The organism is Halobellus sp. EA9 (genome assembly GCF_051195055.1).
Lineage (GTDB): Archaea > Halobacteriota > Halobacteria > Halobacteriales > Haloferacaceae > Haloquadratum > Haloquadratum rubicundus.
Window position 1 is genome coordinate 429,732 of sequence record NZ_JBNTJW010000001.1, and the last position, 23,119, is coordinate 452,850.

The window sequence follows — 23,119 nt, forward strand, 5'->3', positions numbered from 1 at the left end:
CGGCTGCGCCGGTAGATCCAAACCCGGGGCGGCCGAACGGCGAGGTATGAGCGCCGACGCCGAACACGGCGGGCGGAGCCGCCCGATCCGCTGTCTCATCGCGAAGGTCGGTCTCGACGGGCACGACCGGGGCGCCCACGTCATCGCCCGCGCGTTCCGGGACGCCGGGTTCGAGGTGGTGTACTCCGGCCTGCACCGCTCGCCCGAGGAGATCGTCCAGGCCGCCGTCCAGGAGGACGTCGACGTGCTCGGGATCTCGATCCTCTCGGGCGCGCACAACACCCTCGTGCCGAAGGTCGTCGACGGGCTGGAGGAGTACGGCGCCTTCGCGGACACGCTGTTGATCGTCGGCGGCATCATTCCCGAGGAGGACCGCGAGGGGCTCCGGGAGATGGGCGTCGCCGCGATCTTCGGCCCCGGGACGCCGATGGAAGAGACGATCGAGTTCGTGCGCGAGCACGCCCCCGAGCGCGAGTGATGGGCGGAGACGACCCCGAAGGCGAGGACGTCGCGGACCCCGACGCCACCGAGGCGCGGATCGAGCGGCTGGTAGAGCGGCTGCTCGCCGGCGAGCACCGCGCGCTGGCGCGAGCGATCACCCTGATCGAGAACCGCGCGCCGGGCCACCGCGACCTCGTCGCCCGGCTCCACGGCCACGCCGGCGACGCCGCCGTCGTCGGCGTCACCGGCAGCCCCGGCGCGGGGAAGTCGACGCTCGTCGACAAGCTCGCGCGGGCGTACCGCGACCAGGGCCAGACCGTGGGAGTCGTCGCCGTCGACCCCTCCTCGCCGTACTCGGGCGGCTCGGTCCTCGGCGACCGGATCCGGATGGGCGCATCGAGCGGCGACATGGACGTCTTCGTCCGGTCGATGAGCGCGCGCGGGCGGCTCGGCGGCCTCTCGACCGCGACGACCGAGGCGATCACGGCGCTCGACGCCTTCGGCAAGGACGTCGTCGTCGTCGAGACCGTCGGCGCCGGACAGAGCGAGGTCGACATCGTCCGGACCGCCGACACCGTCGCCGTGCTCGTCCAGCCCGGCAGCGGCGACGACGTCCAGATGCTGAAGGCCGGGATCCTGGAGATCGGCGACGTCTTCGTCGTCAACAAGGCCGACATAGACGGGGCCGCCCGCACCGTCGCCGAACTGGAGGAAATGCTCCACCGCCAGCGCTCGGCGGGCGACGCTGGATCCGCGCAGAGCGGCCACCACGGCCCCGGGATGGCGAGCGGTGCCGATCCGGCGACCCGCGAAGACGGTTCCGACGCGACGGCCGAGTGGGACCCGCGGATCGTCGAGACGGTCGCGACGACCGGCGAGGGCGTCGACGACCTCCTCGACGCGCTCGACGGACACGACGCCTGGCTCCGCGAGTCCGGCGCGCGCGAGGCGAAGGCGCGGCAGCGACACGGCGCGGAGATCCGCCGGCTCGTCCGGAGCGACCTCACCGAGCTCGCGGAGGCCGAACTGGCGCGACGGGGCGGCCTCGACGCTCTCGCCGAGCGCGTCCAGGCCCGCGAGACCGATCCCTACACCGTCGCCGACGCGGTCGTCGAGCCGATCCGGGAGTGCGTGAAATCGGACGACGACGGATCGGGCGACGGCGGCGACCCCGAAAGCGAGTGACGGACGGCGCCAGCAGCCTCAAGCGTCTCGCGACACTGTGATCCGGTATGAAACTCAGATCGGTCGTCGGTGCCGCGATCGCCGGGACCGGCGCGATCGCGCTCGCCAACGCCGCGATTCGGAACCGGACCCCGCCGCTGGAGCCGGCGCTCTCCGGGTCCCAGCGGACGTTCGAGTGGAACGGCTTCGACGTGCAGTACGCGGAGGCGGGCGACCCCGAGACCCCCGACCTCGTGTTGCTCCACGGGATCAACGCCGCCGGCTCGAACGGGGAGTTCCGCGAAATTTTCGACGACCTGTCCGAGGACTACCACGTCGTCGCGCCGGACCTCCCGGGCTTCGGGACCTCCGAGCGGCCGCCGCTCCGCTACTCGGCGACGCTGTACGAGGAGTTCGTCCGCGACTTCGTCGCCGAGTTCGATACGCCCGCGGTCGTCGCCTCGTCGCTGACGGGCGCGTACCTCGTCGACGCCGCGGACGACCTCGATCTCGCGTCCGTCGTCCTGATCTGTCCGACGGAGCGCGGCGGCCCGGACCGGAACCTCCTCGCCCGCGAGCTCCTCCGCTCGCCGGTCCTCGGCGAGGCGCTGTTCAATCTGCTCGGCTCGAAGCCCTCGATCCGCTATTTCAACGCCGACCACGGCTACTACGATATGGGGAAGGTGAGCGAGGAGTGGATGGACTACGAGTGGCGGACCGCCCACCAGCCGAACGCGCGGTACGCGCCGGCGTCGTTTGTCAGCGGCTTCCTCAACGCCGAGTTCGACCTCGGGGAGGCGCTCGCCGACGTCGACGCCCACGTGACGCTGCTGTGGGGCCGCGAGGCGGAGATCACGCCGCTGAAGCGCGGCCGAGACTTGGCGGCGGCTGCGGACTGCCGGCTGGTCGTCGTCGACGACGCAAAGCTCCTCCCGCACGTGGAGTTCCCCGCGGCGTCGCTCGACGTCGTCCGCGACGCCGTCGGGCAGTGAGCGCCGAGAGTCGACCCTCCGGAGCGGCGCGAACCGCTGGGTCTTTTTCCGGGAGCGGTCTATCGGCGGGTATGCCCGAAGCCGAGCCGGCGCGCCCGCGACCGCGAACGGAGGCAGAGCCGTGAGCGGTGCGTCCCTGTCCGTGCTCGTCGTTGACGCCGACGACTCCGACGTGACCGCCGACGCCGTCGAAAGGCGGGCGACCGAGCGCGACGGCGTCGACGTCGAACGGGTGTCGGCCCCGAGCCGTGACGCGGGCACCGACACTGCCAGCGTCGACACCACCGACGCCGACGCCGTCTTCGCCGTCGGCGAGGCGTCGCTTCTCGCGCTGGCGGCCGATCCGCCGGCCTGTCCCGTCGTCGTCGTCGACGCCGGTGCGGGACGCTACGACGCGTCGACGGCCGAGGTGGACGCCGCGATCGACGCCGTCGCGACGGATGCGTACGAGACCGCGCCTCACCCCGTCCTCGGCGTCGCGGTCGACGGCGAGCCGGTCGGCGCGGCGCTCGCGGACGTGTCGCTCGTGACCGCAGAGCCCGCGCGCATCTCCGAGTACGGCGTCGCGTCGGACGGCTGGAGCGAGACCGTCAGGGCCGACGGGATCGTCGTCGCCACGCCCCTCGGGAGCGAGGGCTACGCGCACGCCGTGGATGGGCCGCTGCTCGCGCCCGAGACGGGGCTGACGGCCGTGCCGATCTCCCCGTACGCGATGCACGCCGACACGTGGGTGCTCCGGCCCCCGGTCTCGCTGTCGGTCGAGCGCGACGAGGCGGCGGTGTCGCTCCTGCTCGACGACGCGGTCGCGCGGACGGTCCCCGCCGCGGTCCCGATCTCGATCACCGTCGCGGGGAGGCTGTCGATCGCCGCGCCGCAGACGTTCGGTCCGGCGACAGAGACCGACTCCGGCGCGAGTGCGGAGCGATAGTGATTGCTCTCGTCTCTCACCCCTGAACGCCGTCACCGGGGATGGTATTCGCCGGTAAGCAGTGAGGGGAATCACTATGAGACGCCGCTCGGCGGGAGAGAACTCCGCCGAGAGATCGACGGCCGTGTGGCCGCTCAGACGATCGAGTTCCAGATCGGCGCGATCAGGAAGAAGACGCTCTGATAGCTGGCGTACAGGAGTGCGAAGATCGACGCGCCGATCGCCGCCGTCGGCCTTTCGAGGTCCTTGCTCTTCGAGCGGGCTTCGACCTTGCGGGACTCGAACTCGAAGAAGTCCGTGACGAACACCCCGAGCACCAGCACCGACATCACCATTCCGCCGTGGGGCGCGACGATCATATAGAGGAGCGACGCGAACACCATCGCCAGCGTGGTTGCCGTATGCGGGAGCCACCGGGAGATCGCCTCGTCGTCGCCCTCCTCGGCCTGCCGCTCGTGGCGGTTGTGCTGGAGCAGCCGCGTGAGGACGTTGAGAACCACCAGCGCGAAGACGACGGTCGGGAGGAGTCCATCGATCGACTCCAGTGCGTCGATCGGGACGAGGAACTGTAGCGGTTGCATATCAGAACGTGGGCACAGGAGTCATTAGAGTTTTTCCAATCCGGTGCGGGAATCGCGGCGACTGACGGCGCGTCGGCGGTCGGGACGTGGGGTCGGACCGCGAGCTACTGCGCGCGCTCTTCGATCGCTTCGCGGGCCTGCCGGACGGCCGGGATGCCGACCCAGAAGGTCAGCGCGCCGATGATCGCGAACCAGAAGAACACGTCCATCAGCAGCACCCCCAGCGTATCGAACATCGTCGCGGAGTCGCCGAGCGACAGGGGGGCGACGAGCTGTTGACTGCTCTCGAAGCTCGGCGTACGGTACCAGCCGGCGAGGACCATCCACGCGAGCCCCGCGCCGGTGAAGATGCTCAGACCCTTGACGAACTCGTCAGCCATCGTTGTTCGAAGCTTCGCCGGAGTCCTCTTGAGACTTTCCCATTCCGCGGGCGCGGAACCGCGTCCCGAGGACGTACACCCCGGCACCGAACGCGATGATGCCGAGCCCGAGCGCCGCCAGGACCGTGCTCAGGATCCCGTCGGCGACGGCGAGACCGACGAACGCGAGCAGCCCGCGGATAGCGTTGCCGAGGAAGCTCACGTTCAGCGTCGCGGCGTCGAGGAGCATAAACCCGAACACGACGCTCACGACCGCGATGAGCGTCGAGAACACGGTCACGACCTTGTACAGCGGCATCGGAACGACGACGTCGCGGCCGCGGACGCCGGTCCCCGTCGCTCCCTCGGCGTCCGCTCCGTTCGGCTCTGTGCTGCCCGCGTCCGCCCCCGACTCCGCCGTCTCGGCCGCCGCGGCGTCGGGGCGATCGACGGCGCCCGTGCCCGCGCCGGCCGCGTCTCCATCGGTCATTGTGGGCGCTACGGACGGGAGCGAAATGGACCTTTCCGTGTGCGTCCTCGGAACGCGACCGCGATCGGGAGAAACAGGAGAACGACGGAAACGAGTCCGTGGGGTCGTCAGCGTCGGCCTCGGATCGGCGGCCGGAGCGGAGCCAGGGACGACTGAAGTCCGGTTACTTCGGCGGCCGGAGCCGGTAGTACCGGCGGTTGAGGTCGTACATATACCCCTCGCGCATCGTCTTCAGGACCGCCCAGGTAACGAACCCGCCGACGAGCGGGAGGATGAACGTCAGGTCGAACGCCAGGTGGACGTTCATCGGGAGCAGATTCTTCGCGGAGTAAACGCTGATCGTGAACGCGAAGATGACGCCGCCGACGCCGACGGCCGCCCAGAACGGCTGTTCGACCGGCCGGCGCGCGCTGCCCTTGTTGAGGAAGGGCACGATGGCGACGATCCCGACGACGACGAGGTTCGCGAGGACGCCGTAGGTCCGGTCGGCCATCAGCTTCTTTCCGCCCAGGATCGCCAGTTCGGGGTTCAGCGGTCCGAGCTTGAGGAGGCCGAACGACCAGTAGAGGTACCAGTCCGGCAGGATGATCGCGGGCGTGCTCGACGGGTTCGCCGGCGCGCCGATGTGGGGCGGCAGTGTCGCCGCCAGGAACAGCAGCATCCCGACGAAGAAGCTCGCGATGGAGAGGTTGCGGATGACCTCGTGGGGCCACGTCGGAAACGCGAGCACGTCGCGCTCGACGTAGTCGGATTCCTGGCGGAGGTCTTGGTCTTCCCGGCGGGCGCGCTCGAAGTACTCGTAGGTGAGCCGCGAGAGCCCCTGGGCGCGGGTCTTGCGCTCGCGCCACGTCGGGGTCTCGTCGTCCGGTGCGACGATGCCGCTGCCGTCTGCGCGAACGTCGTCGTCGGAGTCGGTCTCGGAGGTGGTGTCGTCGGTCATTGGTCTAGTGGGGTTCTGCGATGCCCTGCACCCAGACGATGCCGATGTGGATCGCGATGAGCGTCGTCACCACGAACGGGAGCAGGAACACGTGGATGATGTACATCCGTTGCAACGTCGCCTGACTCAGTGAGAAACCGCCGAAGAGCAGCTGGGCGACCCACTCGCCGATGAGTGGGATCGACAGCGACATCTCGACGCCGATCTGGCCCGCCCAGAAGGCGAGCTGGTCCCACGGGAGCAGGTATCCGGTGTACCCGAACACCATCGTCAGGCTGATCAGGACGATGCCGATCAGCCAGTTGAGCTCGCGGGGCTCCTTGTAGGCGCCGGTGAAGTACACGCGGAGCATGTGCAGGAACACCGCGGCGACCATCACCTGCGCCGCCCACCGGTGGATGGAGCGGAGCATAAACCCGAACTGGAGGTCGCGCATGATGAACGCGATGCTCTCGTAGGCGACGGTCCCCGCCGCCTCCGATCCTGCGGCCGCCGAGGGGCTGTAGTAGAAGCCCAACAGCGCACCGGAGATGGCGGCGACGACGTACGCCAGCGTCGAGAACAGCCCCAGCGTGTACAGCGGGTACCAGTACCAGAACTTGTTGTCGAGGTTGTACTGCTCGGTGTGGCTCTTCGGCATCTGGAGGTTGACCCGGTAGTAGAGGGTCTCCAAGAGCTCCAGGTAGTCGACGATGCGGAACCGCTTGTCCAGCCAGATGAGAGTGGTGAGGAAGGTCGACTCCACGGGAGTCAGATCCTTCTCCTTCATCCAGCCTTTGTGGTCGTATTCGTCTTTCTTTTCGAGGCTCATTGGTTATCGCTTGTAGTACGGGTAGATCGCGCGCTTGACTTGGTCCCACGCGCCGTCGGCGAACGGCGTTCCGTCGACGTCTTCCTCCCGAATGTAGAGGTCTTCGTACTTACGGCGCCGCTTCTTCACGATTATGACGTCCGGCAGGAACTCCTTGCGGTACAGCGCCAGTATGAACGCCAAGTCGATGAAGATGACGGCCAGGACGGCGCCGAGATACATGTTCCCGGTCTCGCTCAGGCCCCAGCCGGACAGCAGGCCGTATGTGAACAGGAACACGAAGACGACCTCGATGATCGTCAGGAGGACGATCGCGATCGCGGCCGCCGTGCTCTCGCGGGCCGGTTCGTACCGATGGATGTCGCCGTAGGTGCTGCCGCTCGATGACATTATCCGTTCCTCCCGGTGCCGGTGTGTGGTGACTCACCGTACTTCAGGACGTAGAACGTGAAGATCACGGTCACGAGGATCGCGAGGATCGTCGCGGCGCCGACCCAGTGGGCGTGGATCGGGACGCCGAACGAGTGGAGTTCCTTCTTGCCGCCACCGCCGCCAGCGTTGGGATTCTCGACGACCTCGATAGTGCCGACCATCCCCGCGCTCTGATGCGGCGCGCAGTAGTACTCGTAGGTGCCGAGCGTCTCGAAGGTGTGAGTGTAGGTGTAGCCGGTGTTGTACAGTTTGGCTTCCCCGCCCGGGGTTCCCTGCCAGTTGGCGCCCTCGGGCTGACTGCTGACGACGATGTTGTGGTTGTCTGAATCCCAGACGAACTTGACCGTCGTGCCCGGGGCGATCTGGAGCGGCTCGCTCGTCCCCGGCTCGAACACCAGGGAGCCGCCGGGGCCGACGGTGACCGTGACGGTCGGTCCTCCGCCACCGCCGGAGCCGCCCGAAGTGCCTGTTCCGGTGCCGGTACTCGTCCCAGTACCCATCGGGGTCCCGGTACTGGTCCCGGTCGCCGTGCCGGTGTCGGTGCCGCCCTCCGTCTCCTGGGCAGCGCCGGTACCGGCGGCGGCAGAGGCCGTCGCGGCGGCAGCAGGGACGCTTGCTGCTCGCAGAAAGTCCCGCCTCTTCATACACGTCAGTCTCAGGATGGAACGCGCTTAAACCCACCGACTCCCCCGTGAGGCCGCGATCCCCGCAGCGGGGTCGTCGGGCGTCCTCCCGGCGGTTTGGCGCAGAGGCAGTCGGAGACGCGCCTGGGCGTCGTCACCCGTCAGTTCGGTCGGTCTCGGTTCCGTTCCCGCTCGCCGCGGAGTCGACGGCGGCGTCGGTCTCGGCACCGGCGTCGGGCATCACCTCGGCGACGGCCTCCGGCGGCTCGTCGTCCGCGGCGTCGAGCGCGCGAAGCCGGGCCCGGAACTCCTCGGTCCGGAAGCGATCGGAGAGCCGTGCGTTCGCGACGACGAAAAAGAGGAAGGCGCCGATCACGAGGAAGCCGAACGAGGCGATCGGTGCGACGACCGTCGACAGAGACGGGAGGGCCAGCCACGCGATCAGGATTCCGACGCCGACGAGGATCTGGACGCCCGCGACGATCTGGAGCATCAGATTGCCGAACTCGCCGCTTCCCTCGACGACCTCCTCGGGCTCGGGAAGCGAGGCGTCCTCGGGCGCGTCCATCAGCTCGTAGTCGGACATCGAACAGAGCGCGACGGTGGGCTTGACGTCCCGGAGGACCGTGCCCTCGCCCTCGACGCTGCCGTCGTCGTAGATGACCGCGTACCCCTCGTCGGAGTAGGCGACGACGCGGTCTTCGCCCTCGGTGATGCGCTCTATGACCGCGAAGATCTCGCGGATCGCGACCCGCGCTTCGAGCTCCTGTTCGACCCGGTCGAGGAGCTCCTCGCCGACGATCCAGGTGTCGGGATCGAACGCCGCCTCCCACTCTTCGAGGCTCATCTCGGCCATCTCGGCGGGGCCGAAGTCGTCGAAGTCGTAGGTCTCTTCGACCTCCCTCCGGAGCGCCTCGAGGTCGTCTGACTCGGGGGCGGACGGGCCAGCGTCTGAACCGTCGGTGTCGGCGTCGGAGTCGCCGGCGGCCACCGCGTCGGCGCGGCGGTCCGTCGCGTACGACTCCTCTGAGGGCTCCGTCATCGTCGGACCTTGGCGCGGCAGGCTCCTTAGGGTAACGGTTCGCCGGAGTGCGACCGCACGCGAGTCGGGCACTTTACCCGCCGCCGGTCCGTAGCGCGGTCGATGGTATCCGACTCGGCCATCGCGACGGTCGCCGCGCTGATGGTCACGGCGAGTCTCCCGTTTTACCTCTACGGCGCGTGGGTGATGATCGACGCCGAGACGGTGACCTGGGACGTCCTCGTCTACCACCTGAAGATCATCGTGCCGGGGCTCGTCCTCACCACCGTTCCGGTGGCGTCGTGGATGGTGCCGCGGCTGCTCGATCAGCTGACCGGGGTGGCGGTCCTGCACGCGCTCTTGGGCCTGCAGGCGTACGCCCTGCTCGTGTTCGCGCTGACGGGCATCGTGCGGATCCTCCAGGTGAAACGCGAGGCCGACCTCTACGACGACCCCGACCAGGAGATCGACATCGACGAGCTCCACCCGAATATGAGCGCCTGGCGCGGCCGGCTCCGCGCCGGCGTCTTCGGCTACGTCCTCTTCTGGCTCCTCGCGTGGCTCCTCGGACTGTATCGGTTCGTGCTCCGCTACGTGCTCGGGTGAGCGGCGCGCGGCCGCCGGCGCGGGGACGCGGCGGGGAGACGCGGCCTCCCCTACCCCCACGCCTCGCCGGACGCGAGGTCGACGTCGCTGTCGAGCTTCGAGGAGGGACAGACGTCTTCGAGCACGCACTCCTCGCAGTCGGGGTTCCGGGCCGTACAGACCGCGCGACCGTGGCTGATGAACAGGTGCGTGAACTGCTGCCAGTCGGATTCCGGGACCAGCTCCATCAGCTCCTGTTCGATCTTCTCGGGGCGCTCCTCGTCGGCGATGCCGAGCCGCCGCGCGATCCGCTGGACGTGTGTGTCGACGACGATCCCCTCGACGACGTCGTGGCCGTGCTGGAGGACGACGTTGGCGGTCTTGCGGCCGACGCCCGAGAGGTCGGTGAGGGCGCTCATCGTATCCGGCACCTCGCCGTCGTGTTCTTCGACGAGCGTCTCGCCGATCGACTTGAGGTAGCCGGCCTTGTTGTTGTGGAAGGTGATCCCGTAGATGTCCTCGGCGAGCTCCTCCTCGTCGGCCGCGGCGTAGTCTTCGGGCGACTGGTACTTCTCGAAGAGGTCTTCGGTGACCTCGTTCACGCGCTCGTCGGTACACTGCGCCGAGAGCACGACGGCGACGAGCAGTTCCAGTCGATCGGCGAAGTTCAGCGAGATCGTCGAGTCCGGGTACTCCTCGTAGAGGCGGTCGAGCACCGCGGCGGCCTGTTCCTCGCGGTCGTCGAGCGGCGTGCCCATACGCGCCCCTCGGAGCCGTCGGTGTTGAGTGGTTCGGCTTCGGGCGGACGGTCGGCGGCGGGGACGCCGAGAGACGCCCTCATAGTGATTACTCTCGTCTCTTACCGCCGAACGCCGTTACCGGGGGGTGGCGTTCGGCGGTAAACAGTGAAAGTAATCACTATCAGTCGTCGGACTCGGCGGCAACCGCCGCGAGCGACGCGTCGTCGACGCGATCGACCGACGAGCGGTTGCTCGTGGGGTCCTTCTCGACGGTGACGAGGTCGTCGGCGGCCGCGACGAGCTCGTCGTCGTGGCTCACGATCAGGATCTGCTTCACCCCGAGGCTGCGCATCTCCTCGACGAGGTCGACCAGCCGGGAGACGTGCCCCGAATCGAGGAAGACGGTCGGCTCGTCGAGGATCAGCGGCGGCATCGGCGCCGCGCCCTCGATGCCCTCGGCGAGCAGGCGGTAGATCGCACACCGGAGCGAGAGATTGAACAGCGCCCGCTCTCCCCCGGAGAGCTGTTCGGGTTCGAGCGCCGTCCCGTCCTTCTGGAAGACCGTGAGGTCGTACTCGTCGTCGAGGCGGATCCGCGAGTAGGCGTCGTTGCCGTAGACGAGGTCGAACGTCTCGTTGAGCATCCGTTCGAGGGTCTCGACGTTCCGCTTCCGCAGCTCGGCGCGGAGGTCGCTGTAGGTCGATTCGAGCGTCGACACCTCCTCGTGGAGCGACTCCAGGTCAGCGACGCGCTCGCGGACCCGCTCGCGGTCCTCGCGCAGGGATTCGAGCTGGGAGAGCTCGCCCTTCACGCTCCCGATGTCGTTCTGGAGTTCATCGCGCCGCTCGCGGAGTTCCTCGAGCTTCACCTCGACGTTCTCCAGGTAGGTCTCGGCCTCCTGTTTGTTCTCTCTGGCCGTCTCGACGCGCGACTCGTCGACGGCCTCGGCGAGCTCGTCGCGGCGCTCGCGCTTCTCCTGGAGGTACTCCCGGCGCTCGTCGTTCCGGTCCGCGATCGTCTCGCGGCGCTCCCGGCGCGTTTCGATCTCGGATTCCAGCTCCACGATCTGCTCCCGGAGCGTCTCGACCCGGTCGAGTCGCTCGCGGGCGGCCTCGACGCCGTCGAGCTGCTCCTCCAGGTCCGCGACTCGCTCGGCGGCGTCCGCGGCCGCCTCCGCCTGCGACTCGGCGGCCTCGCGCTTCTCTTCGGCCTGCGACTCGAACTCCGCGGCGTCTTCGCGCAGGGACGCGGCCTCCTCGCGGCGCTCTTCGGCCGTCGACTCGGCGTCCGCGACGCTGTCTTCGAGCAGCGAGCGCTTCTCCCGGAGGTTCCCCAGTCGCGTCTCGGCCTCGACGAGCGCCTCGGCGGTCTCCAGCCGCGATTCGAGCTCGTCGCGGCGCTCGCGGAGGTCGTCGAGGGCGGCCTCTAACTCCTCGATCCGCGCCTCGTACTCGCCGATGGCGTCGACGTGGGGCGATCCCTCGACCGGCTGGCCGCACTCGGGACATTTGCCCTCCTCGCGCAGGGCCGTCGCCTCGTCGAGGCGCTCGCGGACGGATTCCATCTCCGCGCGCGCGTCGGCGATCTCGTCGCGCACCTCCCGGAGGTCGGCCTGCACCGACTCGCGGTGCTCGTCCGCATCGCCCGGCTCCGCCGGCGCGTTCTCGAACCGCTCGCGGAGCGATTCGATCTCGTCGTCGACGTCGGCGCGCTCCTCTCGCCGCGCTTCGGCGCGCTCCTCCGCGTCCGCGGCGCTCGAATCGGCCTCCGCGGCGCGCTCGCGTGCCTCCTCGGCCCGCGACTCGAACTCCGCGGCCCGCTCGCGCAGTTTCTCGGCCTGGTTCGACAGCATCGTCTCGCGCTGGCGGGCCTCCTGGAGGTCCTCGCGGACCTCCTCTTCGGCCGAGTCGAGCTCCTCGCGACGCGCTTCGAGAGCGTCGTCGTCGAGGGCCGCGGGGCCGCTCGCGTCGAGGTCGGTCGCGTCGACGGCCGATTCGAGCGTCGCTTCGAGGTCGTCGATCCGCTCGCGGCGCTCGACGACCGCCTCGCGGAGCTCCTCGCGCGTCGACTCGTCCTCGCGGATCGTCTCTTCTAACTCCCTGATGTCGGCCTCGACGTCGTCGATCTTCGCCTTCGTCTCCTCGTAGGAGTCGAGGACGTCTTCGGCCTCCGCGAGCGTCTCCTCCGCGCGGGCCTCGTTCTCCTCGAAGCGCTCGATCTCGTCGTCCACCTCGCCGAGTTCGGTTTCGAGCTCGTTCAGCCGCTCGTGGAGCCCGGCGTCTTCCTTCTCCTCGATCTGGGAGTCGAGCTTCGAGAGCGCGCCGCGCTTTTCCGAGAGGACGTCCTCGACGCCGAGGCGCGCCTGGCCGGCGCGCTCGCGGTACTCCTCCAGTTTCCCGAGCTGGAGGAGGTCGTCGATGGTGTCCTGGCGCTGGGCGGGCGTGGCGTTGATGAGCTTGTTCACCTCGCCCTGGCGGACGTACGCGCAGTTGACGAACGCCTCGGCGTCCATCCGGAGCAGGTCCGTGACGAACGCGCGGACGTCTGTGGCGCCGTCGATCTCGGCGTCCGGCCCCGAGAGCGTACACGACGCGGTCTGCATCCGCTCGCCCGAACGGCGAAGCCGCCGCTCGACCCGGTAGGACGCGCCCTCGTGGACGAACGACAGCGTCACCGCGGCCTCGTCCTCGCCGGTCGTCACGACGTCGTCGAGCGTCTCGTCGAGCGCGCGGGCGCCGTAGAGCGCGAAGAAACACGCCTCCAGCAGGGAGGACTTGCCGCTGCCGTTCAGGCCGTGGATGACCGTGACGCCGTCCCGGAGGTCGAGGTCGGCGTCGGCGTAGGGCTTGAAGTTCTGTAAGGAAATGTGCTCGAAGCGCATCTAGAAGTCCTCCATCGTGACCTGGGTGTCGGCCGGCGTCGGTTCGTCGTCGTCCCCGTCGTCGGAGCTCTCGGCCTCGTCCGCGGCACCGCTCTCGCCGTCCTCTTCGGCGGACGCGCTGGTCTCTCCCGCGTCTTCGGCCGCGTCCGCTTCGGTCGCGTCCTCCCCGGTGTCGGTGGAGGTCAGTTCGTCTCCGGTCGGTTCGTCCGCGGCCGATTCGTCGCCGTCGCGCTCGGCGGGCGCGTCGCCGCCGCGTTCGCTCTCGGATTCGCCGTCGCGCTCGGCGGGCGCGAACGCCTCGTTCCCCTCGTCGAGGAGGTCCGTCACCCGCGACTCCACGGCCTCGCGGACGTTCGAGTCCGCGACCGCGTCCGCGCGGATGGTCTCCTCGACGTCGAGAGCGGCGGCCGAGAGCCCCAGGTCGCGGACGCGCTCGTCGACGGCGGCGTCGGGATCGGCGAAGGAGACGTCGATCGAGGCCTCGATGTCCCCCTCGCGGCGGTCGGTGACGCGGGCGACGAGCGCGCCCCGGTCGGCCAGCGACTCCTCGATCGAGGCGGGCGTCACCGGGTCGCCCTCGCCGGTCACCTCGACGACGACGACCGCGTCCTCGACGTCGCGCTGGCGGAGCTGCTCGTGGACGCGGTCGCTCCCCTCGCCCTCGCGCAGTTCGACGCTGACGAAGACAAAGGGTCGCGTATCGAGCGTCCGGCGGCGGATGTCGACCGCGGCGCTCGCTCCGTCTGCGGTCTCGGAATCGGCCGCCTCGGCGCCGTCGGTGTCGTCCGCGCCGAACGTCACGAGGTTGTACCCGCGCGCTTCCTCCTCGGCGGCGCTCGTGCGCTCGGTCGATCCGCAGTAGGTGACCCACGCCCCGTCGACGATCTCTGTGCCCGGCGCGTGGTTGTCGCCCAGGAGGACCGCGTCGAAGTCGACGTTCGAGCGGTCGAGGACGGTCTCGGTCTCCCAGTTGGCGTGCGCGAAGGGAGTGAATAGGCCGTGGCTCACGAGGGCCGCGTGGGCGGCGTCTTGCGGCTCGAAGTCGTAGTCGAGGTCGGCGCGCCGGGACTCGGGGACGTGATCGAGGCCGTAGAAGGCCGTGTCGCCGACGGTCCGCGGCTCGGCGCCGAGGCGCTCGGCGAGGTCGAGGCTCTCGAAGAGGTCGAGCCACTGGCCGCCGCGCGTCGCCTCGTGGTTGCCGACGACCGCGAGGAACGGGACGCCCGCGTCGCGGAGGCGACGCAGCACGCGGATCGTCCCCAGCAGGTCTCGCAGCTCCGGCCGGCGGTCGTGGAACAGGTCGCCGGCGTGGACCACGGCGTCGACGTCGCCCGCGACGGCGTCGTCGATCACCTGCTCGAACGCGTCGAGGAAGTCCCGCCGGCGCTCGGGAGAGTGGTACTGCTGGTACCCCAGGTGGGTGTCGCCGGTGTGGATCACCCGTGTCATCTGGGCGGACGTTGACCGCTGCGGCCTAAAACGGTTCCGCGAGCGGGGCGGAAGTGGCCGCGGTGGGAGTCCGCGTCGGCGTCAGCGGCGGCGTTGGCACCGGTTCCGTCGGGGGAGCCGACCATCGCGGCGCGGAGTCGGCGAAGGATCCGCCGGGCCCGCCGGCCGCGACGCGCCAGGTCGGTGGCGCCGCGCGACTCGGCCGCCCCGACGGCTGCATCGAGTCGCCGGAGCCGACCGTCCGCGACGTACGACGCCGCCTCGCGGGCGCAGTCGACGGCCGCTTCGGCGTCGGCGACGACGCTCTCGGGGTCCGAAACGGACGTCTCGGTGGCGGAGCCGTCGGCGAGCGCGCGGAGCGACCGGCGGACGGTTCGGGCGGGCGGAGGGGGAGCAGAAGCGGGGGCGGCCGGAGGGGGAGTGGGACCGGGAGCGGACGCGGACGTGGCCGGCGAACGGTGAGTCACGCCGTGGCTGGCGCGGGATCACGTATGAAGCTTCGCGTCGTCAAGAGGCCGAGCGGGGGCGGAACGGACCGGGCGGTGGACGCGTCCCCGACGGGTCAGATCTCCAGCGTGTAGAGCCGCTTTCGCGCGTCGGTGAACGAAAAGCGCGAGTCGACGACGTCGGCGTCCTCCAGCCGGGTGAGGGCGTAGCGGACGGTCCGCGGCGGCAGGAGCGTCTCCTCGGCGAGCTGCGTCTGCGTCAGCGTGTCGTTGTAGTCCAGTACCTTCGCGACCAGTTTCGCGCTCGGCGGCATCTCGCGGACCGGTTCCCAGCGGTCGGTCGACTCCTCTTCGGGGGCGAGTACCTCTGTCGTGCTCATTCGTGTTCACCACTCCGGGATGTAGAGTAATAATATTTACTGTATCAATATATTACCTAATCGCATACACTGACGGCAATCCATAAGGTCGCTCCCCCGACAGTTTCGAACACGAACGGGGGCACACTCGATGTTCGGAACACAGCGCAGAGCGGGCGGGGCGTACGGGAGAACGGATCTGGTGGGAGACGGACCCGTCGGGGGGCGACGATGACGCTCGACGACGTCGCGCGCTACGACGCCGACCGCGTGACCGAGCGGGACGGACACGCCGTCGTCGTGGGCGCGAGTATGGCCGGGCTCCTGGCGGGGCGCGTCCTGGCGGACGCCTTCGAGTCGGTGACGGTCTTGGATCGGGATCCGCTGCCCGACGAGCGGGTCGCGCGCCGGGGCGTCCCGCAGGCGAACCACGTCCACGCGCTCTTGGAGCCCGGCCGGGTGATGCTCGAAGACCTCTTCCCCGGCTACGGCGACGACCTGCTCGCGGAGGGCGGCGTCATAATGGACGCCTCGAAGAAGCTCGACCTCTACCAGCAGGGCGACTTCCTCGCGGAGTCTCCGCACGAACTGCCGTTCTACTGCGCGAGCCGGCCGCTCTTCGAACTGCTCGTGCGGCGGCGGATGCGTGAGCGCGACGACGTCACGCTCCGGGGCGAGTGCCACGTCACGGGCTACCGCTCCGACGACGAGGCGTCGACCGTCACCGGCGTCACGCTCGTCGACGCGGCCGACGAAAAGGACTCCCTGGCCGCCGACCTCGTGGTCGACGCGACCGGCCGGACCTCGCGGACGCCGACGTGGCTCGAACGGAACGGCTACCCGACGCCGGAGACCGAAGACGTCGGCGTCGACCTCGCGTACAGCACGGTCGCCGTCGAGCGGCCGGCGGACGACGACCGCGGGTATCTGGTCGTCCCCTCGCCGCCGACGACCCGCGGCGGGACCGCCGTGCCCGTAGAGGACGAACGGTGGATCGTGACGGTGTTCGGCCGGCACGGCGACCACCCGCCGACCGACCCCGCGGGCCTCCGGGAGTTCGCGGCGTCGCTGCCGACGGCGGAGATCCGTGAGCTCCTGGACGAACACGAGTGGGACGGCGAGGAGATCCACCAGTACCCGTTCCCCGCCAGCAAGCGCCGGTACTACGAGGACCTCGATCGGTTCCCAGACGGGCTCTTGGTCACCGGCGACGCGGTCGCGAGCTTCAATCCGATCTACGGCCAGGGGATGTCGGTGGCCGCGCTCGACGCCCTCCAGCTACACCACGCGCTCGCGAACGGGCGGTCGGACCTCCAGTCGCGCTTCTTCGACCGCGTCGCCGACACCGTCGACGTCGTCTGGCGGATGACCGTCGGCGCCGACTTCGAGTACGCCGAGACCGAGGGCGAGAAGCCGCCCGGCACGGACCTCCTCAACCGCTACCTCTCGTGGGTCGTCGACGCCGCGCACACGGACGGTCACGTCTCGGAGGCGTTCACGCGCGTCCTGCGGCTGGAGACGGCACCGACGTCGCTGATGCGCCCGAGCGTCGTGGGCCGGGTCGCCGGCGCGAAGGTGAGGGAGTATGTCTGAGACCGACGGCGGGATCACGCGGGGCCGCGGCACCGACTCGCGGGAGGTGGCGCCGGAGGCCCTCCCGCCGTCGGCGACGTTCGAGCGCGTCGAGACCAACGGGATCGAACTGCACGCGCTCGTCGCCGGCGACGACGACGCGCCGCCGGTCTTCCTGTTCCACGGCTTCCCGGAGTTCTGGTACGGCTGGCGCGCGCAGATCGAGCCCCTCGTCGACGCCGGCTACCGCGTGATCGCGCCGGACCAGCGCGGCTACAACCGCAGCGACAAGCCGGGGGCGATCGCCGCGTACGCGATCGACGAGCTGGCCGCGGACGCGGTCGGACTGCTCGACGCCTTCGGGTACGATCGCGCCCGGGTCGTCGGCCACGACTGGGGCGCCGCGGTCGTCTGGCAGACCCTGCTTCGGTACCCCGAGCGGGTCGACCGGGCCGTCACGATGAACGTCCCGCACCCCGCGGTCTTCCAGGCGTTCCTCCCCGGCCGGCCGAGCCAGCTGCTGAAGAGCTGGTACATCTTCTTCTTCCAGCTGCCGCGCGTGCCCGAGTGGACCTGGCGCGTCGGCGACTGGTGGGGGCTGCGGTGGTTCGTTGACACCTCGACCAGCCCCGAGACCTTCGGCGAGCGGGCGCTCGATCGGTACAAGCGCGCGTGGTCCCGGCCGGGCGCCTTCACCGGAATGGTGAACTGGTACCGGGCGCTCGTCCGCGAGGACGCCCCCGAGCCGCCGACCTGGACCGTCGAGCCGGAGACGATGCTGATCTGGGGGCTGGAGGATCCGTACCTCCATCCCGAGATGGCCGAAGACAGCGCCGAGAGGTGTGCGAACGGGCGGTTCGAGCCGATCGCGGACGCGACCCACTGGGTGCAACACGAGGCCGACGAGCGGGTGAACGATCTGCTCTGTGACTTCCTGGAGTGAGCCGCGAGGGCGCCCTCGGGCGGTGTGAAAGCGCTTCTCTCACCCGAAGTCTCTTATGAAGCCGTGACCTACGGAGGATGATGACTGACACTGTGGACGACGTCGAACTCCCTTACGACGAGGAGGCGGCGTCGCAGCAGGAGAAGATCCAGGCGCTCAGAGAGCGGCTGGACGTCCTCGAGTCCCAGAACGAGGAGATGCGGGACAAACTGCTGGACGCGAACGCGGAGAACAACAAGTACCAGCAGAAACTCGAACGGCTCACCCACGAGAACAAGAAGCTCAAGCAGTCGCCGCTGTTCGTCGCGACGGTCCAGGAGATCACCGAGGACGGCGTCGTGATCAAGCAGCACGGCAACAATCAGGAGGCCCTCACCGAGGTCACAGACGAGATGCGCGAGGACCTCGAACCCGACGCGCGCGTCGCGGTCAACAACTCCCTCTCGGTGGTCAAGCGCCTCGACAACGAGACCGACGTCCGCGCCCGCGTGATGCAGGTCGACCACAGCCCCGAGGTCACCTACGGCGACATCGGCGGCCTCGAAGAGCAGATGCAGGAGGTGCGCGAGACCGTCGAGATGCCGCTCGAATCGCCGGAGATGTTCGAGCAGGTCGGCATCCAGCCGCCGTCGGGCGTGCTCCTCTATGGCCCGCCGGGCACGGGCAAGACGATGCTCGCGAAGGCCGTCGCGAACCAGACGGACGCGACGTTCATCAAGATGGCCGGCTCCGAGCTCGTCCACAAGTTCATCGGCGAGGGCGCGAAGCTCGTCCGGGACCTCTTCGAGGTCGCCCGCGAGAACGAGCCCGCCGTCCTCTTCATCGACGAGATCGACGCGATCGCCTCCAAGCGGACGGACTCGAAGACCTCCGGCGACGCCGAGGTCCAGCGCACGATGATGCAGCTGCTCTCGGAGATGGACGGCTTCGACGAGCGGGGCGACATCCGCATCATCGCCGCGACGAACCGCTTCGACATGCTGGACGAGGCGATCCTCCGGCCGGGGCGATTCGACCGCCTCATCGAGGTCCCCAAGCCCGAGCAGGAGGGCCGGGAGATCATCTTCCGGATCCACACCCGCGACATGAACGTCGCCGACGACGTCGACTTCGAGCAGCTGGCCGAGCTGGCCGACGACGCCTCCGGGGCCGACATCAAGGCGATCTGCACCGAGGCGGGGATGTTCGCCATCCGGGACGACAGGACCGAGATCCGGATGGGCGACTTCGTCGAGGCCTGGGAGAAGATCCAGGCCGACGCGAGCGCCGACGGCGAGGCGAGCCGCGCGTTCGCCTGATCGGCACTCAGTTTTCGTTCTCGTTTCCGTTTCCGTTTCCGTCTTCGGCTGCGTTCTCGCGTCCGTCTCCGTTTACCGCGCTGTCCTCGTCGCTTCCGCTACGCTCGTCGCCCTCGCTTCCCCCGCGGAGCGACGCGACGGCGCGGCGAGTCGTCTCGGTCGCGTCGTAGCCGCGCTCGCCGTGGACGGTCGTCTCCGCGACGAGCCCCGCGGCGCGGAACTCCGAGAGCAGGCCGTGGAGGTCCGACTCGCAGAGGTCGTAGGCGCCGAGCAGTTCGACGACGGGGAGCGGCCCGCGGTCCGCGAGCTCGACGAGCAGGCCGAGCGAGCGGTCGTCGTGGGCGGCGGAAACGACGCGTCGTACCGGCTCGGAGACGGCCGCCGCGGCGACCGAGAGCGGCGCCTCGCCGCCCTCGAAGGAGAGTTCCTCGTTCGGGAGGTACCGCTCTTCTCCCGTGTTCGGATCGCGGACCCGGCTCGACTCCGCGGAGCGCTTCACGAGGAGGTAGCGGTCGCCCGACGCGTCGCGGACGGTCTGCATACCTCGGGGGAATCGCGGCGGGCGCTTATCCGTTATGCTCGCTCGGTTCCGAATCTGTGCCTTCTGCTTCCTCCGACTCCTCGGCGGCGACGTGGTCCTGATACGTCCGATAGAGATCGTAGGTCCGGTAGAGAGCGAACAGCCCGACGGCGACGGCGCCCCCGCCCCAGACGGCCTGGCCGCGGAAGCCGACGAGCATCAGCCCGATGCTCACGCCCGCGACGGCGACGTTGGCGTAGATCACCGTCACCCAGAAGAACTTCGCGAGGTCGCTGTCGACCTCGGCGCCGGCGTCCTCGGCGTCCTCGCCGGGGAGGTCGATCCCGGGGACCGAGACGAGGTCGTCCTCGGGGCTGCCCCACCGGGCCTCGGGATCGGGTTCGTCCGGCTCGTCGGGCCACTCGTCGGAGTCCAACACGGTGCCTCTACCGAGGCTCGGCAGTCGCAAAAGCGGTTCGCTCCGGGGTGAAGAATCGAAGAAGACGTCCGCTTCAGCAGTGGTCTGTGAGCGTCACTGTTCGGGCCGCTTCGACCCACGCGAGCGGGTTCTGCGGATCGTAGAACACGATCCCCTCGTCGACCTCGTAGGACTCGACGCCGTCGAGTCCGCGAGCCTCGCCCAACCGCGCCGGCGCGGCTGGCGACCGATCCGTCCGCTCGGAGTCTGCAGGGTCGACCATCTCGGTCTTTGGTATGGTGTACCATACTAAATGTCTTGCGCCCAAATTCTCGGAGGCGATAGCGGGCCGGGCGCAATGCCGAAGCTTTTACTCGGGACTCACGAACCGAGTGCTATGAAACAGGCAGGGCTCACGGACGACTGGAGCGGCGGCGACGAGGCCGCCGACGAGGGTGCCCGGCCCGACGCGGAGGCGGTCGCGGTCGCCGGCAACGGCACACAGCACGTCTCGGAGGTCGTCGACAGCGAGGAGATCCGCTTTCCCGACGCCGACGGGACGGTCGAGCTGATGGTGACCCAGGTGAACTACTCCATCGAGGGGAGCGGCCGCCGCGAGTATCCCGTCCTGCACGTGTTCGGCCGGACGGCGGCAGGGGACCGCGAGCACGTCCGCGTCCTGGGGTTCGAGCCGTACTTCTACGCGCCGACGGAGAACCTCGACGACGACAAACTCGACAGGGACGTGATCACCCGGACCGACGAGGGCTACGAGAGCATCCGCGGCGAGGACCTGACGAAGATCTGCACGCAGACCCCGCGGGACGTCGGGGAGATCCGCGACGAGTTCGAACACTACGAGGCGGACATCCTCTTTCCGAACCGCCTCCTGATCGACAAGGACGTAAAGAGCGGGATCCGGGTGCCCGCGCGGCGCTTGGAGGCCGACGGCGCCGAGCGGGGCCCGATTCAGATCCCCCACGACGAGATCGCGGCCGTCGACGTCGACGCCGACCTCCGGGTGAATACCTTCGACATCGAGGTCGACGACCGCTCGGGCTTCCCCGAGGAGGGCGAAGAGCCGATCGTCTGTCTCACCTCCCACGACTCCCGACGCGACGAGTACGTCGCGTGGCTCTACGACGCCCCCGAGGCCGGCGAGGGCGTCGTCTCACCCCAGGACCTGGAGACCTACGAGCCGCTCCGCGAGGACACCGAGATCCAGGTGCGGACGTTCGACGAGGAGGACGCGATGCTCGACGCGTTCGTCTCCTACATCGAGGAGACGGACCCGGACGTGCTGACGGGCTGGAACTTCGAGGACTTCGACATGCCCTATCTCCTCGACCGGATGGAGATCCTCGATCCGACCTCGGAGCGCGACCTCGATCCCGAACGGTTCTCCCGGATCGACGAGGTCTGGCGCAGCGGCTGGGGCGGCCCGAACGTGAAGGGCCGCGTCGTCTTCGATCTGCTGTACGCGTACAAGCGCACGCAGTTCACCGAACTGGAGTCCTACCGCCTGGACGCCGTCGGCGAACTCGAACTCGACGTCGGCAAGGAGCGCTACCCGGGCGACATCGGCGACCTCTGGGAGCAGGACCCCGAGCGCCTGCTCGAATACAACGTTCGCGACGTGGAACTCTGCGTCGAGATCGACCGCAAACAGGACGTCGTCGCCTTCTGGGACGAGGTGCGGACGTTCGTCGGCTGCAAGCTGGAAGACGCCCCCACGCCGGGCGACACCGTCGACATCTACATCCTCCACGAGGCCCACGGCCGCTTCGCGCTCCCCTCGAAGGGCCAGGCCGACGCCGAGGAGTACGAGGGCGGCGCCGTCTTCGATCCGATCACCGGCGTCAAGGAGAACGTCACGGTCCTCGACCTGAAGTCCCTCTACCCGATGTGTATGGTGACGATCAACGCATCGCCGGAGACCAAGGTGGACCCCGAGACGTACGACGGCGAGACCTTCCGGGCCCCCAACGGGACGCACTTCCGCCGCGAGCCCGACGGCATCATCCGCGAGATGATCGACGATCTGCTGGCCGAGCGCGAGGAGAAGAAGTCCCTCCGGAACGACCACGACCCCGACACGTCCGCGTACGAGCAGTACGACCGCCAGCAGGCCGCTGTCAAGGTCATTATGAATTCGCTGTACGGCGTGCTGGGTTGGGATCGCTTTAGACTGTACGACAAGGAGATGGGCGCTGCCGTCACCGCGACGGGGCGCGACGTCATCGAACACACCGCCTCGGCGGCGAACGATCTCGGCAAAGGTGTCATCTACGGAGACACCGACTCCGTGATGTTGGAGCTCGGCGGCGACGTCAGTAAAGACGAAGCCATCGAGCAGTCCTTCGAGCTGGAGGAGTACATCAACGGCTCCTACGACGAGTTCGCCCGCGAGGAACTCGACGCCGAGGAGCACCGCTTTCAGATCGAGTTCGAGAAGCTCTACCGACGGTTCTTCCAGGCGGGAAAAAAGAAGCGCTACGCGGGCCACATCGTCTGGAAGGAGGGAAAGGACGTCGACGACATCGACATCACGGGCTTCGAGTACAAGCGCTCTGACATCGCGCCGATCACGAAGGAGGTCCAAAAGCGCGTCATCGAGATGATCGTCCACGGGACGGCGAACGAGGAGATCGCCGACTACCTCAACGGCGTCATCGAGGACTTCGAGGCCGGCGAGATCCCGGTCGAGGAGATCGGCATCCCCGGCGGGATCGGCAAGCGGCTGGACGCCTACGACACCGCGACCGCGCAGGTCCGCGGCGCCAAGTACGCCAACGAGTTCCTGGGGACGAACTTCGGGCGGGGGTCGAAGCCGAAGCGGCTCTACCTCCGGAAGGTCCACCCCTCGTGGTTCCGGCGGATGGAAGAAGAAGAGGGCTACGACCCCCAGCGCGACGCGCTCTACGGGGAGTTCAAGCGCGACCCCGACGTGATCTGCGTCGAGTACGACGACCAGCTCCCCGAGGCCTTCGAGGTCGACTGGGACAAGATGCTGGAGAAGACGCTGAAGGGGCCGATCTCGCGGATCATCGAGGCGCTGGGGATGTCGTGGGACGAGGTGAAGTCCGGGCAGGAACAGACCGGGCTCGGCAGTTTCGTCTGAGCGGC

Annotated in this window: 25 protein-coding genes; 10 read left to right on the forward strand and 15 right to left on the reverse strand. The window is 68.9% G+C overall.

Features of this window, described 5'->3' with window-relative positions:
• Positions 1 to 46: 46 nt before the first annotated feature.
• From ACQUQ0_RS02225 to ACQUQ0_RS02240, 4 genes are all read left to right on the forward strand, one after another.
• Positions 47 to 478, forward strand: a complete 432-nt coding sequence (locus tag ACQUQ0_RS02225; protein WP_372388103.1) for a cobalamin B12-binding domain-containing protein — start codon at positions 47 to 49, stop codon at positions 476 to 478.
• Positions 478 to 1,626: a methylmalonyl Co-A mutase-associated GTPase MeaB gene (gene meaB, locus ACQUQ0_RS02230; RefSeq protein WP_435182883.1), complete on the forward strand. Its 1,149-nt coding sequence runs from the start codon at positions 478 to 480 to the stop codon at positions 1,624 to 1,626. The genes ACQUQ0_RS02225 and meaB overlap by 1 nt, the downstream gene beginning before the upstream one ends.
• 47 nt (positions 1,627 to 1,673) lie before the next feature.
• Positions 1,674 to 2,597 (forward strand): alpha/beta fold hydrolase, encoded by a 924-nt coding sequence (locus ACQUQ0_RS02235; protein WP_435182884.1) that lies wholly within the window; start codon positions 1,674 to 1,676, stop codon positions 2,595 to 2,597.
• Between the two features lie 121 nt (positions 2,598 to 2,718).
• Positions 2,719 to 3,525 (forward strand): NAD(+)/NADH kinase, encoded by an 807-nt coding sequence (locus tag ACQUQ0_RS02240; protein WP_435182885.1) that lies wholly within the window; start codon positions 2,719 to 2,721, stop codon positions 3,523 to 3,525.
• 134 nt (positions 3,526 to 3,659) lie between these two features.
• Here ACQUQ0_RS02240 and ACQUQ0_RS02245 read toward each other — a convergent pair whose 3' ends face one another.
• The 8 genes from ACQUQ0_RS02245 to ACQUQ0_RS02280 all read right to left on the reverse strand — a co-directional run bounded on the left by ACQUQ0_RS02245 (position 3,660) and on the right by ACQUQ0_RS02280 (position 8,803).
• Positions 3,660 to 4,106 carry a DUF7313 family protein gene (locus tag ACQUQ0_RS02245; RefSeq protein ID WP_435182886.1) on the reverse strand — a complete coding sequence of 149 codons (447 nt, stop codon included), beginning with the start codon at positions 4,104 to 4,106 and terminating at the stop codon, positions 3,660 to 3,662.
• A gap of 104 nt (positions 4,107 to 4,210) precedes the next feature.
• Complete coding sequence (locus ACQUQ0_RS02250) at positions 4,211 to 4,486, reverse strand: DUF7314 family protein (RefSeq protein ID WP_435182887.1); 276 nt, start codon at positions 4,484 to 4,486, stop codon at positions 4,211 to 4,213.
• Positions 4,479 to 4,955 carry a DUF7315 family membrane protein gene (locus ACQUQ0_RS02255; RefSeq protein ID WP_435182888.1) on the reverse strand — a complete coding sequence of 159 codons (477 nt, stop codon included), beginning with the start codon at positions 4,953 to 4,955 and terminating at the stop codon, positions 4,479 to 4,481. Before ACQUQ0_RS02255 ends, ACQUQ0_RS02250 begins: the two co-directional genes overlap by 8 nt.
• A 163-nt stretch (positions 4,956 to 5,118) precedes the next feature.
• Complete coding sequence (locus ACQUQ0_RS02260) at positions 5,119 to 5,895, reverse strand: cytochrome bc complex cytochrome b subunit (RefSeq protein ID WP_435182889.1); 777 nt, start codon at positions 5,893 to 5,895, stop codon at positions 5,119 to 5,121.
• Positions 5,896 to 5,899: 4 nt separating this feature from the next.
• Positions 5,900 to 6,706 carry a cytochrome b gene (locus ACQUQ0_RS02265; protein WP_435182891.1) on the reverse strand — a complete coding sequence of 269 codons (807 nt, stop codon included), beginning with the start codon at positions 6,704 to 6,706 and terminating at the stop codon, positions 5,900 to 5,902.
• 3 nt (positions 6,707 to 6,709) lie between these two features.
• The gene (locus ACQUQ0_RS02270; RefSeq protein ID WP_435182892.1) at positions 6,710 to 7,096 is read right to left on the reverse strand and encodes a DUF7318 family protein; all 387 of its coding nucleotides are present in this window, start codon (positions 7,094 to 7,096) and stop codon (positions 6,710 to 6,712) included.
• The gene (locus tag ACQUQ0_RS02275; RefSeq protein WP_435182893.1) at positions 7,096 to 7,782 is read right to left on the reverse strand and encodes a plastocyanin/azurin family copper-binding protein; all 687 of its coding nucleotides are present in this window, start codon (positions 7,780 to 7,782) and stop codon (positions 7,096 to 7,098) included. Before ACQUQ0_RS02275 ends, ACQUQ0_RS02270 begins: the two co-directional genes overlap by 1 nt.
• A 133-nt stretch (positions 7,783 to 7,915) precedes the next feature.
• Positions 7,916 to 8,803: a DUF7319 domain-containing protein gene (locus tag ACQUQ0_RS02280; RefSeq protein ID WP_435182894.1), complete on the reverse strand. Its 888-nt coding sequence runs from the start codon at positions 8,801 to 8,803 to the stop codon at positions 7,916 to 7,918.
• A gap of 102 nt (positions 8,804 to 8,905) precedes the next feature.
• Here ACQUQ0_RS02280 and ACQUQ0_RS02285 point away from each other — a divergent pair, with 102 nt between their 5' ends.
• Entirely contained in the window at positions 8,906 to 9,388 is a 483-nt protein-coding gene (locus ACQUQ0_RS02285) for a DUF7321 family protein (protein ID WP_435182895.1), read from the forward strand.
• A 50-nt stretch (positions 9,389 to 9,438) separates the two neighbouring features.
• Here the strand turns inward: ACQUQ0_RS02285 and nth are convergent, their stop codons facing one another.
• From nth to mre11, 3 genes are all read right to left on the reverse strand, one after another.
• Positions 9,439 to 10,125 (reverse strand): endonuclease III, encoded by a 687-nt coding sequence (gene nth, locus ACQUQ0_RS02290; RefSeq protein ID WP_435182896.1) that lies wholly within the window; start codon positions 10,123 to 10,125, stop codon positions 9,439 to 9,441.
• Between the two features lie 163 nt (positions 10,126 to 10,288).
• On the reverse strand, positions 10,289 to 12,988 hold the full coding sequence (gene rad50, locus ACQUQ0_RS02295; RefSeq protein WP_435182898.1) for a DNA double-strand break repair ATPase Rad50: 2,700 nt from the start codon (positions 12,986 to 12,988) through the stop codon (positions 10,289 to 10,291).
• The gene (gene mre11, locus ACQUQ0_RS02300) at positions 12,989 to 14,437 is read right to left on the reverse strand and encodes a DNA double-strand break repair protein Mre11 (protein ID WP_435182900.1); all 1,449 of its coding nucleotides are present in this window, start codon (positions 14,435 to 14,437) and stop codon (positions 12,989 to 12,991) included. It abuts the gene before it with no gap.
• A gap of 183 nt (positions 14,438 to 14,620) precedes the next feature.
• Here mre11 and ACQUQ0_RS02305 point away from each other — a divergent pair, with 183 nt between their 5' ends.
• Entirely contained in the window at positions 14,621 to 14,899 is a 279-nt protein-coding gene (locus tag ACQUQ0_RS02305) for a hypothetical protein (protein ID WP_435182901.1), read from the forward strand.
• 100 nt (positions 14,900 to 14,999) lie between these two features.
• Here the strand turns inward: ACQUQ0_RS02305 and ACQUQ0_RS02310 are convergent, their stop codons facing one another.
• Positions 15,000 to 15,263 (reverse strand): MarR family transcriptional regulator, encoded by a 264-nt coding sequence (locus ACQUQ0_RS02310; RefSeq protein WP_372388076.1) that lies wholly within the window; start codon positions 15,261 to 15,263, stop codon positions 15,000 to 15,002.
• A 210-nt stretch (positions 15,264 to 15,473) separates the two neighbouring features.
• Between ACQUQ0_RS02310 and ACQUQ0_RS02315 the strand changes: the two genes are divergently transcribed.
• The 3 genes from ACQUQ0_RS02315 (at position 15,474) to pan1 (ending at position 19,055) form a co-directional block, all read left to right on the forward strand.
• A complete protein-coding gene (locus tag ACQUQ0_RS02315) occupies positions 15,474 to 16,835 on the forward strand; it encodes an FAD-dependent oxidoreductase (protein WP_435182902.1) in 1,362 nt (453 codons plus the stop codon).
• Complete coding sequence (locus ACQUQ0_RS02320; protein WP_435182904.1) at positions 16,828 to 17,757, forward strand: alpha/beta fold hydrolase; 930 nt, start codon at positions 16,828 to 16,830, stop codon at positions 17,755 to 17,757. Before ACQUQ0_RS02315 ends, ACQUQ0_RS02320 begins: the two co-directional genes overlap by 8 nt.
• A gap of 80 nt (positions 17,758 to 17,837) precedes the next feature.
• Complete coding sequence (gene pan1 / locus ACQUQ0_RS02325; RefSeq protein ID WP_435182905.1) at positions 17,838 to 19,055, forward strand: proteasome-activating nucleotidase Pan1; 1,218 nt, start codon at positions 17,838 to 17,840, stop codon at positions 19,053 to 19,055.
• Between the two features lie 7 nt (positions 19,056 to 19,062).
• Here the strand turns inward: pan1 and ACQUQ0_RS02330 are convergent, their stop codons facing one another.
• The 3 genes from ACQUQ0_RS02330 to ACQUQ0_RS02340 form a co-directional block, all read right to left on the reverse strand.
• Positions 19,063 to 19,596, reverse strand: coding sequence for a DUF7346 family protein (locus ACQUQ0_RS02330; RefSeq protein ID WP_435182907.1), 534 nt, complete (start codon positions 19,594 to 19,596; stop codon positions 19,063 to 19,065).
• Positions 19,597 to 19,621: 25 nt separating this feature from the next.
• Positions 19,622 to 20,011 (reverse strand): DUF7322 domain-containing protein, encoded by a 390-nt coding sequence (locus tag ACQUQ0_RS02335; RefSeq protein ID WP_435182908.1) that lies wholly within the window; start codon positions 20,009 to 20,011, stop codon positions 19,622 to 19,624.
• A 76-nt stretch (positions 20,012 to 20,087) separates the two neighbouring features.
• Entirely contained in the window at positions 20,088 to 20,276 is a 189-nt protein-coding gene (locus tag ACQUQ0_RS02340) for a DUF7331 family protein (protein ID WP_372388063.1), read from the reverse strand.
• A gap of 114 nt (positions 20,277 to 20,390) precedes the next feature.
• On the opposite strand from ACQUQ0_RS02340, the gene ACQUQ0_RS02345 reads away from it, so the two are divergent.
• Positions 20,391 to 23,114, forward strand: a complete 2,724-nt coding sequence (locus ACQUQ0_RS02345) for a DNA-directed DNA polymerase (protein WP_435182909.1) — start codon at positions 20,391 to 20,393, stop codon at positions 23,112 to 23,114.
• Positions 23,115 to 23,119 lie beyond the last annotated feature (5 nt).

Excerpts from the sequence above, each read along its gene's own strand:
- ACQUQ0_RS02225 (WP_372388103.1), top strand. The coding sequence starts at position 47 with ATGAGCGCCGACGCCGAACACGGCGGGCGGAGCCGCCCGATCCGCTGT.
- meaB (WP_435182883.1), top strand. The coding sequence starts at position 478 with ATGGGCGGAGACGACCCCGAAGGCGAGGACGTCGCGGACCCCGACGCC.
- ACQUQ0_RS02235 (WP_435182884.1), top strand. The coding sequence starts at position 1,674 with ATGAAACTCAGATCGGTCGTCGGTGCCGCGATCGCCGGGACCGGCGCG.
- ACQUQ0_RS02245 (WP_435182886.1), bottom strand. The coding sequence starts at position 4,106 with ATGCAACCGCTACAGTTCCTCGTCCCGATCGACGCACTGGAGTCGATC.
- ACQUQ0_RS02250 (WP_435182887.1), bottom strand. The coding sequence starts at position 4,486 with ATGGCTGACGAGTTCGTCAAGGGTCTGAGCATCTTCACCGGCGCGGGG.
- ACQUQ0_RS02255 (WP_435182888.1), bottom strand. The coding sequence starts at position 4,955 with ATGACCGATGGAGACGCGGCCGGCGCGGGCACGGGCGCCGTCGATCGC.
- ACQUQ0_RS02260 (WP_435182889.1), bottom strand. The coding sequence starts at position 5,895 with ATGACCGACGACACCACCTCCGAGACCGACTCCGACGACGACGTTCGC.
- ACQUQ0_RS02265 (WP_435182891.1), bottom strand. The coding sequence starts at position 6,706 with ATGAGCCTCGAAAAGAAAGACGAATACGACCACAAAGGCTGGATGAAG.
- ACQUQ0_RS02270 (WP_435182892.1), bottom strand. The coding sequence starts at position 7,096 with ATGTCATCGAGCGGCAGCACCTACGGCGACATCCATCGGTACGAACCG.
- ACQUQ0_RS02275 (WP_435182893.1), bottom strand. The coding sequence starts at position 7,782 with ATGAAGAGGCGGGACTTTCTGCGAGCAGCAAGCGTCCCTGCTGCCGCC.
- ACQUQ0_RS02280 (WP_435182894.1), bottom strand. The coding sequence starts at position 8,803 with ATGACGGAGCCCTCAGAGGAGTCGTACGCGACGGACCGCCGCGCCGAC.
- ACQUQ0_RS02285 (WP_435182895.1), top strand. The coding sequence starts at position 8,906 with ATGGTATCCGACTCGGCCATCGCGACGGTCGCCGCGCTGATGGTCACG.
- nth (WP_435182896.1), bottom strand. The coding sequence starts at position 10,125 with ATGGGCACGCCGCTCGACGACCGCGAGGAACAGGCCGCCGCGGTGCTC.
- rad50 (WP_435182898.1), bottom strand. The coding sequence starts at position 12,988 with ATGCGCTTCGAGCACATTTCCTTACAGAACTTCAAGCCCTACGCCGAC.
- mre11 (WP_435182900.1), bottom strand. The coding sequence starts at position 14,437 with ATGACACGGGTGATCCACACCGGCGACACCCACCTGGGGTACCAGCAG.
- ACQUQ0_RS02310 (WP_372388076.1), bottom strand. The coding sequence starts at position 15,263 with ATGAGCACGACAGAGGTACTCGCCCCCGAAGAGGAGTCGACCGACCGC.
- ACQUQ0_RS02315 (WP_435182902.1), top strand. The coding sequence starts at position 15,474 with ATGACGCTCGACGACGTCGCGCGCTACGACGCCGACCGCGTGACCGAG.
- ACQUQ0_RS02320 (WP_435182904.1), top strand. The coding sequence starts at position 16,828 with ATGTCTGAGACCGACGGCGGGATCACGCGGGGCCGCGGCACCGACTCG.
- pan1 (WP_435182905.1), top strand. The coding sequence starts at position 17,838 with ATGACTGACACTGTGGACGACGTCGAACTCCCTTACGACGAGGAGGCG.
- ACQUQ0_RS02330 (WP_435182907.1), bottom strand. The coding sequence starts at position 19,596 with ATGCAGACCGTCCGCGACGCGTCGGGCGACCGCTACCTCCTCGTGAAG.
- ACQUQ0_RS02340 (WP_372388063.1), bottom strand. The coding sequence starts at position 20,276 with ATGGTCGACCCTGCAGACTCCGAGCGGACGGATCGGTCGCCAGCCGCG.
- ACQUQ0_RS02345 (WP_435182909.1), top strand. The coding sequence starts at position 20,391 with ATGAAACAGGCAGGGCTCACGGACGACTGGAGCGGCGGCGACGAGGCC.